Source organism: Paenibacillus polysaccharolyticus (genome assembly GCF_900102085.1).
GTDB classification, from domain to species: Bacteria; Bacillota; Bacilli; order Paenibacillales; family Paenibacillaceae; genus Paenibacillus; species Paenibacillus polysaccharolyticus.
Map to the genome: position 1 here is coordinate 273515 of NZ_FMVM01000003.1, position 16619 is coordinate 290133.

Here is a 16619-nt window from a genome sequence, read left to right on the forward strand (position 1 = left end):
TTATTATCAAGCCCTCGATGCAAATTTTTCACCCCATGGTCCGTAGCACATTAGACAACAGCTTCACGTAGTATAGGATAGAAATAAATGTGCTCATGAACCATGACCAAGAGGTGAAGAACTATGCCCGCTAAAACCGGCATGCAGTATTGTGAACGAATTAACGCCCAGACCGTACCCTGCTGGTATAAAGGAGAACTGCTTACTGCTAAACGCTCCGAGCACATCGCCTTCTCCGGTTTGATGAAAACTCAAATGAATATGTATGACCTGCAGTATGACCCTCAGCTTACAGAACTTATGACGTATCCTTCTCCTACCGATGGAAAGCCTGTAGGAATGTCCTTCCTGCCTCCAACCAGCGTCAACGATCTCCGCAAACGCCGTGAAGCGATGACGATATGGGCTCAGACTCATCACGGTTTTCTGGGACGCTCACCCGATTACATGAACACAGCGATGATGGCGTTTTTTACCGCTGCCGACTTGTTGAACGATCTTTCCCCACAATATGCTGAAAATCTGAGAAATTACTACGCCTATTGTCGTGATCATGACATCACACTATCCCATGCCTTTATTCAGCCACATGCCAGTAAAATTTCAGGAGAGATGGATGCTACTGAAGATGCCATCGCTGCCAAGGTTGTTGATCGGACTGATGAAGGACTCATTATAAACGGTGCATTTATGATGGCCACACAGGCTGCTACTTCAGATGAAATTTTTGTCTATCCGTCACCTTCTCCTGCACCTTTTGATGATGAAAATCCATTTGCTTTTTCGTTTGCAGTTCCTAATGATCTGCCTGGCATCACTCTGATCTGCCGAGATACGTATGCAGCTGAATCCAACTACAATTACCCCTTAAGCTCCAGATATGAGGAGATGGACAATATCGTCATCTTTGACCACGTGCTTGTGCCGCATAACCGCATTTTTTTTGCAGGTCATGAACAGATGTCTTCGACTCTTTTCAGCGGCAGTAACTTCCATATCCATGCGGGGCATCAGGTGTTATGTCGTTATATTGCCAAAACCGAATTTATGCTCGGCACCATTCAACTATTAACCGATACGCTTGATCTGTCGAACGAGGCGCATGTTTTAGAAAAAACTGCACGTGTTCTCGCAGGTCTTGAATCCTTAAAAGCACTTGCTCTAGCTGCTGAGGCAGGCGCAATACCGGACGGACGAGGATATATCCTGCCAGCGCCTAAACCGCTTATGGCTGCCAATCTTCTCTATCCGAAACTGTATCCTGAAATGATCGAGACATTGCAGTTGCTCAGTTCCAGCGGCATGATCATGGTTCTACAGGAAGAGGATTTCCAGTCCGGAACAGCTGACTCTTTAAACGTCTACCTCAAAGGCTCCGACATGGAATCCAAAGAACGAAACGCACTGTTTCGCCTGATCTGGGAACTTGGTGCAGGTTCATTTGGAGGCAGACAGACTCAGTTTGAACGATTTTTCTTTGGTAACAACATTACCGTTTCAAATCGCTTATATAAAGCCAGTTCTCAAGATCATTCTCAGCGAGAACGTGTTCGTCAGTTCCTCGGAAACCTTGCACGGTAACATTCACTGAATCAAATATCCGTAAGCGCACCCCGGCAACGCAGCTGTCAGGCTCGTTGCCCTTCACACCAAATGGTCATATACCGTCATGAGTTCTGAAGCTGGTCTACCTGTTGCCACACTGGGTAATCCACACTGCTCACCGTAACCGATGTGAAATACGCCGAGCACCCTTTCGCTCGATGTAAGTCCCATCAAGTTCATGAATACGGGATGTTGCTGATAATCATTCATCTTCCAGACGGCGTGTACCCCATGTTCAGCAGCCAGAATAGAGAATCGTTTACTCCATGCCTTCGCAGGCAAAACATGATCCTCTGGAGAATTGCCGGGGGCAACCACCACCAAATGAGCTGGGATCGCTTCCGTGTATTGATACGCAGCCCAGCTCCCGTGAGAATCTGCAAGATGAGGCGGATAGCTCTGTCTTACAGCTTCCATATAGAGCTGTCGCCCTTCACCGGAAAACAGCATAAAACGCCAGGGCGCTGGACTCATAACATATAATGATGGATCAGCTTCATCCAGCAGCTTTCTTATGACAGCTTGAGGTACAGGCATGGAGCTGAACTCACATGTTCCTGCTCTTCTTTTTCCATTACCGATATCTTGCCTGAATAACGTCGTCACCTGTATTCCCTCCTCCGAAATAAGTGCTATCAACAGCTTCGAGTGTCACATCAACCATGTTTTTTGTGGCTTCGTCCTTTCCGTTCTCCAACGGTCCACTTCTTCATGCACACGGATCTTATCCTTTGAGGTAAAGTGCTCTGATTCTTGCTCTTCGGCAATGGGAATACTGTCCCGAATAAGACGGATATAATCCATCGAACGCTGTAATGATTGGCGACCTGGTATATACCTGATCTTCCGCCCTTCCAGCAGACAGTAAATTTCAATCATACCTGGCAACTTGCCAAATGCTTCCCAGCAAAACACGCTGACCATATGTTGAAAGGCTTCCACAACGTTGGCATCATGAACCACCATATATTTCTGAACAAGCAGTGCATCCCAGCCTTCCGGTTGCCAAGCCGCCTGAAAGATGACGGATAAAGATATCTGTAAAGAAGGTACTTCTGTTTTCCATTGTTCGAACAAGATCGCAGGCCGCTTTAAGTCATCATTCGCTGCAATGGCCAGTGACAGTTCATCAATCATTTTCTGCTTCACATCCCAATAATGAAGAACGGAATCAAAACCGTCCGTTTTTCTAGGCCACCATTTTTCGAGTACATATTGAATCGGGATTTCTTTGCGTACGTCAGGGTCCACACTGTAAAAATGATTAATGGCATGACTCACCGCATATTGCACACGATGTCTCCATTGTAGCGCTGGACGTTGCTCAGCCGAAGGTTCAGGGCGGATAAACCGGTGCGGGCTACGCAACATCTCTTCCAGCTTATAGTCCTCAAGCAAACGTTCAGGGAGCCCATCGCTCCCCTGAGCCTTTGCTGTATAGGCATCACGCTGTAACATTTCGATCAGGATATCTCCGCACCAGCAGTAACAAAACGTCTGCCGAAATCCCGGCATGATTCTTTTTCCTGCTCGAGCGGACTGTATTCAATTTTCAACATCTCTGGTGATACTTCCGCCCCACGTTCCTTCAGCTTCTCCGCTGTTAGATCAACTGCTCCGCAAAATTGTTCATAGGACGTATCTCCGCTTCCGAAGACAGCCGCTCTCTTTCCATGTAAATCAAGCTCATCCAGTTCTTCATAGAAGTCCAGAAATTCATCCGGCAGTTCACCATCTCCCCATGTGTACACACCAATCATAAAGCCCTCATAATTCAAAACTTCTGCGGCATTAAAGTCGGTTACGGATTTCAAGTCAGCTTCATAACCACTTGCTGTAATGCCTTCCACAATGAGTTCCGCAATCTCTTCTGTGTTCCCTGTCATACTGGCATACGCCACTAACCATTTAGCCATCTATTGTCCCCCACTTTGGTTTCGTTATATGGATTGAATTCCCTTAAAATACGTTTCGCATAGATTGCATATTGCAATATCAAAATCATAAGTGATAATGATTATCATTGTCAAATTAATTTTATTCAGATCTTCATTTTATGTTATGTCGAAATTCGTCTGCACATTGCCTTAATCCCCTGAGGCTAACTGGCGTACAGCCCCTTTTTTGTTGTACAATAGTATCCAAATGAATTTTGAAGGATGGATAAACCACTATGTACGTAGCTAAGAACTGGAAAGACTATGAAGTAATCGATACGGGAGGCGGCGAGAAGCTGGAGCGCTGGGGAGATGTCATCTTGCGCAGACCTGATCCACAGATTATCTGGCCGCTTGAACAAGAAACCCATGAATGGCGCCAAGCTCACGGTCACTATCACCGCAGCTCTTCTGGCGGCGGAAACTGGGATATGAAAAAGCCCATTCCTGAACGCTGGACGATTGGATATGAAAACCTGAAATTCCATATTAAACCGACAAGCTTCAAACACACCGGATTGTTCCCCGAACAAGCTGCCAACTGGAGCTGGATGATGGATAAAATTTCGAATGCAGGACGCCCCATCTCTGTCTTGAATCTATTCGCCTACACCGGCGGAGCAACCGTAGCAGCGGCTTACGCTGGCGCTTCTGTTGTACACTGTGATGCAGCGAAAGGTATGGTCCAATGGGCGAAAGAAAATGTGCAATTGTCCGGACTTGCTGATCGACCTGTTCGTTTCATCACCGATGATGTGTTCAAATTTGTACAGCGCGAGCAGCGCCGTGGTAACAAATACGATGCGATTATTATGGACCCTCCTTCTTATGGACGTGGCCCGAACGGTGAAACATGGAAACTGGAGGAAAACCTCTATCCTTTCCTGAAATCCTGTATGACGATTCTTTCGGATAATCCGTTGTTTATGCTGGTGAACTCTTATACCACAGGTATCTCTTCAACGGTATTACGAAACATGCTGACGATGACGATGTCTGCCAAATATGGTGGAGAGATTACTGCCGGAGAAATCGGATTGCCGATTACACGCAGCGGTCTCGATCTGCCTTGCGGTATTTTGGGCCGCTGGGAGTCCTGATTATGTCTCATGATGTGCACAAAACTGGAGATATCGAGATCCTTTATGAGGATAATCATCTGTTAGGCATCACAAAACCGGTGAATGTCCCTACGCAGGAAGATGCTTCCGGTGATCCGGATCTGCTCACTTTACTCAAACAGGATCTGAAAGAACGTTATAATAAACCTGGCAATGTATATCTGGGACTGGTGCATCGTCTGGATCGCCCGGTTGGAGGTGCCATGATCTTTGCCAAAACCTCCAAAGCGGCTTCCCGATTGTCCGAAACCGTGCGTGGACGTCATTTCCGTAAAATCTATGCAGCTGTTGTTCATGGCAAGTTGCCAGCACGTCAGGGCACGTTGAAGCACACGCTGCTAAAAGACAGCAAAACAAACACCGTAACCGCTGTACCCAAAGGTACGCCTGGCGGTAAAGATGCGGTTCTAGACTACGAGGTCGTCGGAGAAACCGATCGTTACAGCCTTGTGCATATCGAGCTTCATACAGGTCGATCCCATCAGATACGTGTGCAGATGAAAGAAGCCGGCTGTCCACTATTCGGAGATCAGAAATATGGCGCCAAAATAAACAAACCGGGGCAACAGATCGCGTTATGGTCTGTCATTGCTGCACTCCCCCATCCTGTCACCAAAGATGAAGTTATGCTGCAATCCCTGCCTGCACGAGAATTTCCTTGGGCTGAATGGCCTTTGGATATATACGAAAAAGCTTTCACATTGAAGATATAAACTGCATATAAGCAGATTGGATCAACTAGAAGCAGTAGCTTTCTGCACCTGTAACGTGTCGTTCGGATGCTACATCCGGGCGACACTTTTTTAATCGAAAAATCATATAACAACTCTTTCTATCTGCGTTCAATATTTTAATCTTCTAAGACAGGAGCCGATATTCATGACCCCGTTCACACAGCAGGTTGTCGCCATTATTGCTGCGATCCCTGAAGGAAAGGTAATGACGTACGGACAGATTGCAGCCTGCGCTGGGAGCCCAAGGGCGGCAAGACAGGTCGTTCGTATTCTGCACTCTATGAGCCGGAAGGAACGCTTACCCTGGCATCGGGTCGTCAATGCGAAAGGACAAATTGCCATAACCGATGAAGAATCACGGATGATGCAGGAAACCGAGCTTGTCAGTGAAGGTGTGGAATTCCAGCTGGATGGGAGCATTGATCTCCAACGTTTCGGTTATGAACCTGATCCAGATTGGTTACTGCATGATGTGACTTCAATTAAAGATGAAAATGAATGACAGTATATTCTTTCGTTTGCTTAGTGATATGTCATCTGTAAAACAAAAAAAGAGAACTCTCGTTGCCGTAGAAGATGTGTCCTACTGGCAGCCTGAGAGTTCTCTTTTCTTATTTATTCGTTATAGATTTCAAGTCTAATTTTAAGCTGTTGCTACTTTTTTGGCTTTTTCTTTCTCTGCGTTTACCGGCTCGGTAGCTGGTTTGGTTTTCTGAATGAAGAAAGCCATAATCAGCGCTGCAATTGTCATAAAGGTGGCTACCGTAAAGGCATAGTTGACACCATAGATGGTTGCATCTGCTGTAGCAGCCAGCACCGCTGTTTTATTGTTCGGGTCAATTGTACCCGTAGCCATCGTTTCCGCCAGATGCGACTTGAGCTTGCTACTCATGATCGTTACGAGAATCGCTGTACCAATCGCACCTGCCACTGTACGCAGTGTGTTCGACATCGCTGTACCATGAGCATTAAGTCGTTGAGGCAACTGATTCAGACCAGCCGTCTGAATCGGCATCATCAGCATCGACATACCAAACATACGAGCAGTGTAGATAAACATCATATATCCATACGTGGTGTCAATGGCCAAACGGCTGAGTCCCCATGTGGTAACCGCTGTAATAGCCAGACCCGTAACGGAGAGCCAGCGTGCACCGACTTTATCGAAGATGCGACCTGTAATCGGAGACATAATTCCCATTAGGATGGCACCTGGCATCATGAGCAAGCCGGATTCAATCGGTGAGAACCCACGGATATTTTGCAGAAAGATTGGGAGCAAGATCATGCCTGCAAACATCGCCATCGTAACAAGCATATTAATAATGGTTGTTAAGGTATACATGTTGTATTTGAAAATGCGGAACTCCAAAAGCGGATGATCCGTCGTCAACTGACGAATAACGAACAGAATCAGGGAAATAGCGCCAACGACGAGGCAGCTGATGACAACAGCACTTCCCCATCCGTCTGTACCCGCATCACTGAAACCATACAGCAAGCTACCGAATCCAAGTGTGGATAGAATTACGCCAACAGAGTCCAGTTTCGGCTTGGATTGACGTGTTACGTTTTTGACAAAAGCAATACCAATCGCTGTCGCGATCACGGAGAATGGCAGAATGATGTAGAATAACAATCTCCAGGAATAGTGCTCGACGATATAACCGGATAACGTAGGCCCAATCGCTGGTGCGAGGATCATCGCGATCCCCATCGTACCCATCGCCTGTCCACGCTTCTCAATCGGGAAAATCGTCAGAAATACAACGGTCATCAGCGGCATCAGAATACCGGCACCTGCAGCTTGAATAACACGGCCGACCATAAGAATCGAGAAGTTCGGACTTAGTCCGCAGACTAGCGTACCGATCGTAAATAAGGTCATAGCTGTTATGAAAATTTGCCGTGTTGAAAATTTGGCAATCAAGTATGCCGTAACCGGGATTAACACCCCGTTGACAAGCATGTAACCCGTCGTAAGCCACTGGGCTTTGTTCGGCCCGATGCCGAGATCCTCCATAATTTTAGGAAGAGCCACGTTCATCAGGGTCTGGTTCAAAAATGCCACAAAGGCACCAATTAACAAGGCCGCTACAATGGGGCCTTTCTTGATGTTGTCCATCGCAGAGGACGGAGCTGTAGCAGTTGTTGTGCTCATAAGTTGTTCATCTCTCTTCCTTGTAACTTTTCAATCATCAGACTATGAATGCGAAGCAGGTGCTCTAGATCTTCCTTCGAAATATCCAGTATAGGTGATACACGCTCCATCCAGAGCTGTTGTGTCTCCTGTTGAGCCTTTTCCCCTTTGGCTGTAATCTGTAGTACCACAGAACGGCGATCTGCATCAGATCGTGTCCGTACGATGTACTCGCCTTTCACGAGACGTTCTACTACAGCGCTCATCGAACTACTACCCATATGGCACAGATCAGCAATCTCGTTAATGCCAAGTGCAGGTCGCTCCTTAAGGATGGATAACACCATAAACTGGATCGAAGTGAGCTCGATCTCCTTGTTTTCATTCCAGAATGCCCGGAAAAGCATCTGATTCACTTGTCGAAATGAGTTGATAATGTAAAATACCTCGTACGTATCCGTCATTGTTTCACCCTTTTACTTATGGAATATAATATTTCGTACACGAAATATCAGGGGAACAATTACTTATTATAACAAAAATATTTACATAGTCAACTCTTTACATATGATTTCAAGAAAATAATATTAAGACATATTATATTTGATATATACATTATATAAGCAAGCCCAATAGCAGCTAATCAGTTTGGTTGTAGCTTTTCCCTCAGTGATAAGATTATGCACCGTAGTCTAGACCTTCGATGTTGATGTTCTTGTCATCATGTAAAATAAAAAAACCTCCATTCCACTTTAGGTGAAATAGAGGTTGGATACGGTTAATAAGTTTGAACATAAGATCAGTTTTAGCTTTTGATTAATATACACGCTCTAGATAAACAAATTATGATTTGCATGATCCGCTTGTCCGAGATAATAACCCACACCGCCAATGACAGCCTGATCGATCAATTCCTCACGTTGTATGCCCATCAGATCCATCGACATCTGACAAGCTACGATCTCAACCCCTTGAGCGATAGCCGATTGCATGAGTTGTTCCAGCGAAGCTACGTTATTTTTTTTCATTAACCCTCGGATCATTTTCGGTCCTGCACCAAACATATTCATCCTGGAGAGTCCCAGCTTCAGGCTGTTGCTTGGTAACATGAAGTCAAACATACGGGCCATGCCTGTTTTGACCGGTGCTCGTTGCATCTCTTGTTTTCGAATGATATTCAAACCCCAGAAGGTGAAAAACATCGTTACTTTACGCCCGCTGGCTGCTGCTCCATTAGCAATAATGAAGGAGGCGATGGCCTTATCGAGTTCACCACTAAATACGACCATTGTACTTGCTTTTTCAAGTTGCATTGAACCGCTTGTGACAGGCGAAGTATTCTTGGCCAGAACGGCCTCGATTACCCCGCCCTTATCCCGCTCCAGCTTGAGTACGTCAGACCCCGACATGGTTGCCCAAGCCTTCACATCCTCATAAAATCCTGGATCTGAAGCTTTGACCCGTAGGGTCTGTCCGTCTGCCAACTGATCCATTTTTTGTTTAACCTCGATTAGCGGGCCAGGGCAACTCAAACCACATACATTCAGTTCATTATCAATATGGAGCTCCCTAGATGCATCTTCTCCTGATCCTTTGTTTTCATTTGCATTCCCATTCATCAAAATTCTCCCTTGCTCTTTTTGGGGTTCTACGCCTGCAGGTTTGAATTGTGCCTGACGATACGTCTTGTAACCCCCGCTTAAATTCTTCACCTGATAGCCATGCTGACGTAGAATTTGTGTAGCGGTATAACCACGAAGTCCAACCTGACAATAAACCCAGATTTCTTTGGTTACATCCAGCTCTCCAAGCCGCTGACGAAGCTCATCCACCGGAATGGATAGAGACCCGGGAATGTTACCGTTACGGTGTTCCAGATCACTCCGAACATCCACTAATACGGACTGGGCAGCGTCACGTTCTGCAAGTTGATCATACGTGTAGGAATGCACTCGTTCGCCCAAGATGTTCTCGGCAGCATATCCGACCATATTAACCGGGTCTTTTGCAGAAGAGTATGGCGGTGCATAACTGAGTTCCAGTTCCGTAAGATCTCGTACATTTCCCCCGAAGTGAATCGCCACTGCAATATCATCAATTCGTTTGTCCACACCTTCATAACCAACAGCTTGTGCACCTAGAATCTTCCCATCCGGAGCAAAGAGTAATTTCAACGTAACTGCACTAGAACCAGGATAATAGGAAGCATGAGATGCAGGGTGTACGATAACACTTCGATAGTCTTTCTGCATTCGTTTCAGCGTTTTTTCATTAGTGCCCGTAGATGCTCCTGTCATACCAAACACTTTGATAATCGATGTACCCTGAGTGCCTTTATAGGTGGTGGGAAGACCGGCAATCTGATCCGCTACGATCCGTCCCTGTTTGTTGGCAGGACCGGCAAGGGGAATTGCTGTCTGTGTGCCATGAATGTAATCCTTCACTTCGATGGCATCGCCCACGGCATAAATATGCGGAACACTGCTCTCCATTTTGTCATTGACTATGATGTGTCCACGCGAACCGAGTGCTACGCCACTGTCCTGCAAAAATGAGGTGTCGGGTATAACCCCAATGGCCAGAATGACCATATCTGCAGATAATATTTTGCCATCGGACAATTCCACACCAATACCTTGATCTAACGTACGGAAGCCTTGAACCCGCTGTGAAAATAAAAGATTTACTCCATTTTGCTCCATCTCTTGAGCTAGCATAGCTGCCAATTCCGGATCAAACGGGGTTAACAGCTGATCATTCCCCTCAATCAAAGTTACATCCAGTCCAGCTTCTTTCAAATTTTCAGCCATCTCTACACCGATAAACCCACCGCCAATGACAATCGAAGTACGGTTGTTATCAGAACTTATCTGTTCTTTGATTCGATCAATATCAGGAATGTTCCTCACGGTATATATCAATGGATTCTCTTTGCCGGGCAGATCGGGCACAAGTGGACGAGCACCAGGTGACAAAATTAATTCATCATAGTTTTCCTCGTATAAACCACGCTCGGCACTACGTACCTGCACGGTTCGTTTACTTGGATCAACAGCGATAACCTCACTTTGTGTACGAACATCGATATTGAAACGATCCTCCATACCCTTCGGTGTCTGTACGAGCAGTCGCCCCCGTTCTTCAATCGTACCTCCAATGTAATAAGGCAATCCGCAATTGGCAAATGAGATATATGGGCCTTTTTCAAACATAATAATCTCGGCATGTTCGTCTAGACGACGGAGGCGTGCAGCAGCAGATGCACCGCCTGCTACGCCCCCCACGATTAACACTTTTTTAGGTTTATTCATCTTCGCAACCATCCTCTTTAAATAAAATCATGACTAACTGCTCCGCGCGTGAGTCAGCCAGTACGTAATTGACTTCAAGGCCATTTCGCTCTGTAGCAACAATACCCGCACTGCGAAGCTTCTGCAGATGCTGTGACACCGTCGACTGCGGGAGATCCAGACATTCCTGCATATATGAAACATTACATTTTTTTTTGCGCATCAAACCACGAACGATACATAAACGTACGGGATGAGACAGCGCTTTAAGAAACTCTGCTGGCTCGTCAAACTGTTTTAATTGATTCCGATCGAACGCAGGCAACTCCAAAATGATTCCTCCTCAAACGTTATAACGTAATATTACGATATAGTGATTTAATTGTCAATGTGTATTCTTTACAAATCATACTCAATAACGAATTTAGTTTCAGTCTTATTGGCTGTACATAAGAAAGTTTCAAATAAACAAGACAAAATAAAAAGACAAAAGCATACACCTGGCCCTAATGACCAGAAGTATGCTTATTTATGATCATTGCATTATTCGTTTTGTTTTTTAACATCATCAGATTATTTACTACACTCATTTCACGATCAGATTTTGCTCGTTTAACCTGAACTCGTTAAGGCAGGCTCTTTCGCATTCGTTTTGGGTGCAGTCATTTTCCCAAGCAGATATACAAGCAATTGTTGATTGTGCATCGAGATGTTGCTCAGTACGGAATTCATAAACTCATTGCGGATCGTGATACCGCGCGTGGTTTCCATTCTGCCCTTATCGGATAATGAAACCCACACAATCCGCCTGTCCTGATCATCACGAACTCTGCATATGAGGCCATTTTTCTCCATTCGATCCAATAACATCGTTACTGCAGCAGGTGTTGTCGCAAGAAATGGAATCAAATCAGATGGTTTCATCTTTGCATGATCTTCGAGCACCTCAAGTACCGCAAGCTGTGCCTCTGTTAACGAAGGGGCTAATTCCTGATCCATATGCAGTTTATAATCTTTGGTTAATCTGGACCAGCATTTAGCAAAATCGGAATTATACATCGAACATCACTCCTCCTGCAACGGATAATCATTTCATTTGCTTAAGTTTTCGCGCTTCAAAGCCGCATTCCTGCTGCATTTTTTCAATTTCCCAGCGATCGACTGTAATCGACGAAGGTTGTTAAACTTCGCTTGATGATGCACTTCTCATCCGCCCAAGAACAACAAAAAAAGACTCTTCACCCGACAGAATCAGCACTGCCAGCGAAGAGTCTTTTATCTTTTTTAGGAGGTTGTCCCCGGTTGATTCTCATTAAAATCCTGAATCAGCTCGGTAATTTCGTCCTGTTTGTCCACAGGAACAAGTAATTTACCGATGTGTTTACGTTCTGTAAGTGGAACGCTCTCGGATGAGATCGTATGGGCTTGTCCCTCTTTGGTCATCACCGTCAACTGACGTTGCTCTTTACAGTAGAATGCACCTGCAATACGGCTACCATTCGGTTTAACACGTTTACCTTCCTTGAATTCAAAGGTAACCACGCCTTTACCACCACGGCTCTGCGGGGCATAGTCCAGAAGCAAGGATCGTTTACCATAACCGAGGTCACTCAATACAGCTACCTCTCCCTCATCTCCCTCTACCCATAACACTGAGACTACTTCATCCGTATCTTTCAATTGAATACCACGAACACCACCAGAGACTCGTCCCATTGGATTCACTTCATCTTCACGGAAACGAATCGCCATCGCTTCTTTGGTAATCAGCATGATATCTTTCCCGCCCGTACTTAGATGTACGGACAGCACTTCATCATCCTTAGCAACCTTGCATGCCGCTACGGCACCCGAGCGCTTTGTAATGTATTCCTTAAGTTCAGTTCGTTTGACCTGTCCCTTGCGGGTTACAAATACCAGACTGTGATCTGGTTCCTCGAACGATTTGATCGCCAGTACACTGGTGATCCGATCATCCTTCGCCAGAGGAATTACATTAACGATGGCGGTACCCGGATCTTTCCACTTAAACTCCGGCACTTGATGCACAGGCAGGAGGAAATATTGCCCTTTTTGTGTGAAGACAAGCAAATTCTCCAATGTATTTACTTCAAGCACCTGGGAGATATAATCTCCTTCTTTTACACCGCTAGCACTTCGCTCACCGCCAGAACGTGTGAAGGACTGCATGCTCGAACGTTTAACATATCCTTCTTTGGACAATGTCACAAATACATCTTCTGCGTTGACCAATACTTCGAGATTAACCTTAAGTTCCTCTACTTCACCCTGAATGGCGGAGCGGCGCTCAATTCCGTATTTCTCTTTGATCTCCAGCAGTTCTTTACGAATGACCCCGATCAGCTTCCGATCACTATCGAGAATCGAGCGTAGCTGTGAAATTTTCTTCATGAGATCATCCAGCTCTTTTTGCAGCGAATTAATCTCCAGATTCGTCAAACGATACAATTGCAAGGTGAGAATAGAATCCGCTTGACGTTCCGTGAACCCAAACATCCAGATCAGATTGTTTTGAGCATCCTGACGATTCTTCGAAGCTTTAATCGCTGCGATTACTTCATCCAAAATGTTAAGGGCTTTCACCAGCCCCTCCAGGACATGAGCACGGTCTTCCGCTTTCTCCAGCTCATACTTGGTTCGGAAAGTTACTACTTCGCGTTGGTGGGCAATATAAGCTTCCAGAATCGCTTTTAGACCAAGTTGCTGCGGCGCTTTGTTCACAATCGCGACCATATTGAAGTTGTATGTGACTTGCAGGTCGGTTTTTTTCAGCAAATAAGCCAAAATCCCTTGTGCATCCGCATCTTTTTTCAGCTCAACAACAATCCGTAATCCTTCGCGTCCACTTTCATCCCGAACTTCTGCGATACCTTCAACCTTTTTCTCCAGGCGGATATTTTCCATCGCCGTAACAAGACGGGATTTAACCACCTGATAAGGAATCTCCGTAATAACGATCTGCTGCTTGCCGCCACGCATATTTTCGATCTCGGTTTTGGAACGTATGTAGATTCGTCCTTTACCTGTACGATATGCATCCAGGATACCGTCGCCGCCCATAATTAAGCCGCCTGTTGGAAAATCAGGGCCCTTGATGAACATCATGATCTCGTCCAGTTCAATGGATGGTTTCTCCATTACAGCAATACAAGCATCGATCGTTTCACGCAAATTATGCGGTGGAATCTCGGTTGCAAAACCGGAAGAGATTCCGCTTACCCCATTGACCAGCAGGTTGGGATAACGGGAAGGTAACACAACCGGTTCCTTGGCTGTATTATCAAAATTATCTTTAAACAACACGGTGCGTTTCTCAATATCACGAAGCATCTCCATTGCAATAGATGACAAACGAGCCTCTGTATAACGCATAGCTGCAGCCGGATCATCGTCTTGTGAGCCCCAGTTACCGTGTCCGTCTACAAGCATATGGCCCATTTTCCATGGCTGTGCCATTCGTACCATACCTTCATAGATCGAGGAGTCACCATGAGGGTGATAATTACCCATAACGTCTCCTACCGTTTTGGCAGATTTACGATATGGCTTCTCCGGTGTATTGCCCGAGTCGTACATGGCGTAAAGAATACGCCGCTGTACTGGCTTTAATCCATCCCGCACATCGGGAATCGCTCGATCCTGAATAATATATTTGGAGTAGCGACCAAAACGGTCACCAACGACCTCTTCAAGAAAGGCCGGCATAAATTGTTCTGATAGACTCATTCCAAGCACCTTCTATTCTTCGTACTCTGTAAAGTCGACATTCTCTACAATCCAGCGTTTGCGTGGATCCACTTTATCACCCATCAATGTAGATACACGACGCTCTGCTTTGGCTGCATCCACAATCTCCACTTTTAGCATAGCGCGTGTCTCCGGGTTCATCGTTGTTTCCCACAGTTGATCCGGGTTCATCTCACCAAGTCCTTTATAACGCTGTAATTCGACATTATTTCCGAACTCTTTCATATAATTCGCAAGTTCTTCGTCCGTCCAGGCATATCTTACCGTTGCCATTTTACCGGATTTACGAGTGAGTTTATATAAAGGTGGTTGCGCAATATATACTTTCCCTGCATCAATTAACGGTTTCATGTAACGGTAAAAGAACGTAAGTAGCAACACCTGGATATGTGCGCCATCCGTATCTGCATCCGTCATGATAATGATTTTGGAATAATTGCTGTCCTCTACGGCAAACTCCGTTCCGATTCCTGCGCCTATTGCTGCTGTAATTGCACGATACTCTTCATTTTTCAGAATATCCGCAAGCTTCGATTTTTCCGGATTCAACGGTTTTCCCTTTAACGGCAGAATCGCCTGTATTTTAGAATCCCGTCCTTGCTTGGCTGAACCACCTGCAGAGTCACCTTCCACAATAAACAATTCATTGCGTGTAAAATCTTTCGATTGCGCAGGCGTCAGCTTGCCATTCAAGTTAGAACTTTCACTGCGCTTTTTCCCTGTTCGCATCTCGTCACGGGCTTTCCGCGCGGCTTCTCTCGCTTTGGACGCCTGCACTGCTTTGCGAATCAAGGTCTGTGCAACCTGCGGGTTCTCTTCCAGAAAACGTTGAATATTTTCGGAGACCACTGAATCAACTGCACTTCGAGCAGAAGCACTTCCGAGCTGATCTTTGGTCTGACCGACAAATTCCACTTCAGACATTTTGACGCTAATTACCGCCATCATGCCTTCACGCAGATCATTACCTTCCAGATTTTTATCTTTTTCCTTGATCATGCTGGTACGCCGAGCGTAGTCGTTCATTACACGGGTATAGGCTGCCCTGAATCCGGTCTCATGCGTTCCTCCACCACGGGTCGGGATCGAATTGACAAAGGAAGCAAGTGTTTCTGTATAACCCGCATTATACTGGATTGCCACTTCTACCTCGATATCGTCCTTATCTGCGTAGAAGTGTATAACGTCATGAAGTACATCTTTATTTTCGTTCAAAAACTCAACAAACTGGCTCGCGCCGCCCTCGTACATATACTCATCTTGGTTGCCTGAACGTTCGTCCTTAAGCACAATTTTCAGACCCGAGTTCAGGAAAGCAATCTCCTGAAGGCGTTCTGCCAGTGTATCATAATTCAACTGAATTCCATTCTGAAAAACGCGAATATCCGGTTTAAACGTAACTTTGGTGCCTGTGCGATTGGTATTACCCAATACTTCAAGACCAGTCACGGGTTCTCCTACATGTTCGACGCCTTTTTTGTCCTGCCAATATTCAAAACGTTGACGATGGATCTTACCATCACGGAAAATTTCGACTTCAAGCCACTCTGACAATGCGTTGGTGACCGAAGCCCCTACACCGTGCAGACCACCTGATTTTTTATATCCTGATCCACCGAACTTACCGCCTGCGTGCAAAATCGTAAACACGACCTGGGGAGTGGGAATCCCTGTTTTATGTATACCTGTCGGAATTCCCCTTCCGTTATCCTGAACTGTAATAGAACCGTCCTTGTGCAGCGTGATATCGATTTTGGAGCAGAATTTGGCTAGGTGCTCATCGACAGCGTTGTCTACGATCTCCCATACCAAATGATGTAGACCTGAAGTACTGGTGCTGCCGATGTACATCCCCGGCCTTTTCCGAACCGCTACCAGTCCTTCAAGTACTTGAATGTCGTCCGCGTCGTAGCCCGAGGCGCCCTGTCCTCCGCCTGTCGAACCTGCCGACATATCGATTTGCTCGACCATTCATGCTCCCCCTTCTTAACTTGAAACTACAAAAATGCCTGAAATGCAAACAG

The 16619-nt window shown here is 45.7% G+C and carries 14 protein-coding genes; 4 read left to right on the forward strand and 10 right to left on the reverse strand.

Translation table 11 applies throughout. The annotated features are described in order from the left end of the window. The first annotated feature begins 123 nt into the window (after nucleotides 1-123). Nucleotides 124-1581 carry a 4-hydroxyphenylacetate 3-hydroxylase family protein gene (locus BLQ13_RS05910; protein ID WP_090917037.1) on the forward strand — a complete coding sequence of 486 codons (1458 nt, stop codon included), beginning with the start codon at nucleotides 124-126 and terminating at the stop codon, nucleotides 1579-1581. Between the two features lie 63 nt (nucleotides 1582-1644). On the opposite strand, the gene BLQ13_RS05915 is transcribed toward BLQ13_RS05910, so the two are convergent. From BLQ13_RS05915 to BLQ13_RS05925, 3 genes are read right to left on the reverse strand one after another with little or no spacing between them, the layout of a single operon-like run. Further along, complete coding sequence (locus tag BLQ13_RS05915; RefSeq protein WP_090917039.1) at nucleotides 1645-2211, reverse strand: nitroreductase family protein; 567 nt, start codon at nucleotides 2209-2211, stop codon at nucleotides 1645-1647. A gap of 45 nt (nucleotides 2212-2256) precedes the next feature. Next, nucleotides 2257-3120, reverse strand: a complete 864-nt coding sequence (locus tag BLQ13_RS05920; protein WP_244159230.1) for a hypothetical protein — start codon at nucleotides 3118-3120, stop codon at nucleotides 2257-2259. Then, entirely contained in the window at nucleotides 3069-3521 is a 453-nt protein-coding gene (locus BLQ13_RS05925) for a flavodoxin (RefSeq protein WP_090917043.1), read from the reverse strand. Before BLQ13_RS05925 ends, BLQ13_RS05920 begins: the two co-directional genes overlap by 52 nt. Nucleotides 3522-3778: 257 nt before the next feature. On the opposite strand from BLQ13_RS05925, the gene BLQ13_RS05930 reads away from it, so the two are divergent. The 3 genes from BLQ13_RS05930 to BLQ13_RS05940 all read left to right on the forward strand — a co-directional run bounded on the left by BLQ13_RS05930 (nucleotide 3779) and on the right by BLQ13_RS05940 (nucleotide 5899). Beyond that, nucleotides 3779-4642 carry a class I SAM-dependent methyltransferase gene (locus BLQ13_RS05930; protein WP_090917045.1) on the forward strand — a complete coding sequence of 288 codons (864 nt, stop codon included), beginning with the start codon at nucleotides 3779-3781 and terminating at the stop codon, nucleotides 4640-4642. A 2-nt stretch (nucleotides 4643-4644) separates the two neighbouring features. Beyond that, the gene (locus BLQ13_RS05935) at nucleotides 4645-5376 is read left to right on the forward strand and encodes an RluA family pseudouridine synthase (RefSeq protein ID WP_090917048.1); all 732 of its coding nucleotides are present in this window, start codon (nucleotides 4645-4647) and stop codon (nucleotides 5374-5376) included. Nucleotides 5377-5542: 166 nt separating this feature from the next. Next, complete coding sequence (locus tag BLQ13_RS05940; protein WP_090917050.1) at nucleotides 5543-5899, forward strand: MGMT family protein; 357 nt, start codon at nucleotides 5543-5545, stop codon at nucleotides 5897-5899. A gap of 141 nt (nucleotides 5900-6040) precedes the next feature. Here the strand turns inward: BLQ13_RS05940 and BLQ13_RS05945 are convergent, their stop codons facing one another. The 7 genes from BLQ13_RS05945 to parE all read right to left on the reverse strand — a co-directional run bounded on the left by BLQ13_RS05945 (nucleotide 6041) and on the right by parE (nucleotide 16566). Beyond that, nucleotides 6041-7558: a DHA2 family efflux MFS transporter permease subunit gene (locus BLQ13_RS05945; protein ID WP_090917052.1), complete on the reverse strand. Its 1518-nt coding sequence runs from the start codon at nucleotides 7556-7558 to the stop codon at nucleotides 6041-6043. Continuing rightward, the gene (locus tag BLQ13_RS05950; RefSeq protein ID WP_090917054.1) at nucleotides 7555-8001 is read right to left on the reverse strand and encodes a MarR family winged helix-turn-helix transcriptional regulator; all 447 of its coding nucleotides are present in this window, start codon (nucleotides 7999-8001) and stop codon (nucleotides 7555-7557) included. Before BLQ13_RS05950 ends, BLQ13_RS05945 begins: the two co-directional genes overlap by 4 nt. 366 nt (nucleotides 8002-8367) lie before the next feature. Further along, nucleotides 8368-10848, reverse strand: coding sequence for an FAD-dependent oxidoreductase (locus tag BLQ13_RS05955; RefSeq protein WP_090917056.1), 2481 nt, complete (start codon nucleotides 10846-10848; stop codon nucleotides 8368-8370). After that, nucleotides 10841-11158 (reverse strand): ArsR/SmtB family transcription factor, encoded by a 318-nt coding sequence (locus BLQ13_RS05960; protein ID WP_090917058.1) that lies wholly within the window; start codon nucleotides 11156-11158, stop codon nucleotides 10841-10843. Before BLQ13_RS05960 ends, BLQ13_RS05955 begins: the two co-directional genes overlap by 8 nt. A gap of 281 nt (nucleotides 11159-11439) precedes the next feature. Then, nucleotides 11440-11886, reverse strand: a complete 447-nt coding sequence (locus tag BLQ13_RS05965) for a MarR family winged helix-turn-helix transcriptional regulator (protein WP_090917060.1) — start codon at nucleotides 11884-11886, stop codon at nucleotides 11440-11442. Nucleotides 11887-12111: 225 nt separating this feature from the next. Further along, the gene (gene gyrA, locus BLQ13_RS05970; RefSeq protein WP_090917062.1) at nucleotides 12112-14574 is read right to left on the reverse strand and encodes a DNA gyrase subunit A; all 2463 of its coding nucleotides are present in this window, start codon (nucleotides 14572-14574) and stop codon (nucleotides 12112-12114) included. A gap of 12 nt (nucleotides 14575-14586) precedes the next feature. Next, nucleotides 14587-16566, reverse strand: a complete 1980-nt coding sequence (parE, locus tag BLQ13_RS05975) for a DNA topoisomerase IV subunit B (RefSeq protein WP_090917064.1) — start codon at nucleotides 16564-16566, stop codon at nucleotides 14587-14589. Nucleotides 16567-16619 lie beyond the last annotated feature (53 nt).

What these genes read in the sequence shown, in the direction of transcription:
- BLQ13_RS05910 (WP_090917037.1), top strand. Translation starts at nt 124, where the DNA reads ATGCCCGCTAAAACCGGCATGCAGTATTGTGAACGAATTAACGCCCAG.
- BLQ13_RS05920 (WP_244159230.1), bottom strand. Translation starts at nt 3,120, where the DNA reads ATGCCGGGATTTCGGCAGACGTTTTGTTACTGCTGGTGCGGAGATATC.
- BLQ13_RS05925 (WP_090917043.1), bottom strand. Translation starts at nt 3,521, where the DNA reads ATGGCTAAATGGTTAGTGGCGTATGCCAGTATGACAGGGAACACAGAA.
- BLQ13_RS05930 (WP_090917045.1), top strand. Translation starts at nt 3,779, where the DNA reads ATGTACGTAGCTAAGAACTGGAAAGACTATGAAGTAATCGATACGGGA.
- BLQ13_RS05935 (WP_090917048.1), top strand. Translation starts at nt 4,645, where the DNA reads ATGTCTCATGATGTGCACAAAACTGGAGATATCGAGATCCTTTATGAG.
- BLQ13_RS05940 (WP_090917050.1), top strand. Translation starts at nt 5,543, where the DNA reads ATGACCCCGTTCACACAGCAGGTTGTCGCCATTATTGCTGCGATCCCT.
- BLQ13_RS05945 (WP_090917052.1), bottom strand. Translation starts at nt 7,558, where the DNA reads ATGAGCACAACAACTGCTACAGCTCCGTCCTCTGCGATGGACAACATC.
- BLQ13_RS05950 (WP_090917054.1), bottom strand. Translation starts at nt 8,001, where the DNA reads ATGACGGATACGTACGAGGTATTTTACATTATCAACTCATTTCGACAA.
- BLQ13_RS05955 (WP_090917056.1), bottom strand. Translation starts at nt 10,848, where the DNA reads ATGAATAAACCTAAAAAAGTGTTAATCGTGGGGGGCGTAGCAGGCGGT.
- BLQ13_RS05965 (WP_090917060.1), bottom strand. Translation starts at nt 11,886, where the DNA reads ATGTATAATTCCGATTTTGCTAAATGCTGGTCCAGATTAACCAAAGAT.
- gyrA (WP_090917062.1), bottom strand. Translation starts at nt 14,574, where the DNA reads ATGAGTCTATCAGAACAATTTATGCCGGCCTTTCTTGAAGAGGTCGTT.
- parE (WP_090917064.1), bottom strand. Translation starts at nt 16,566, where the DNA reads ATGGTCGAGCAAATCGATATGTCGGCAGGTTCGACAGGCGGAGGACAG.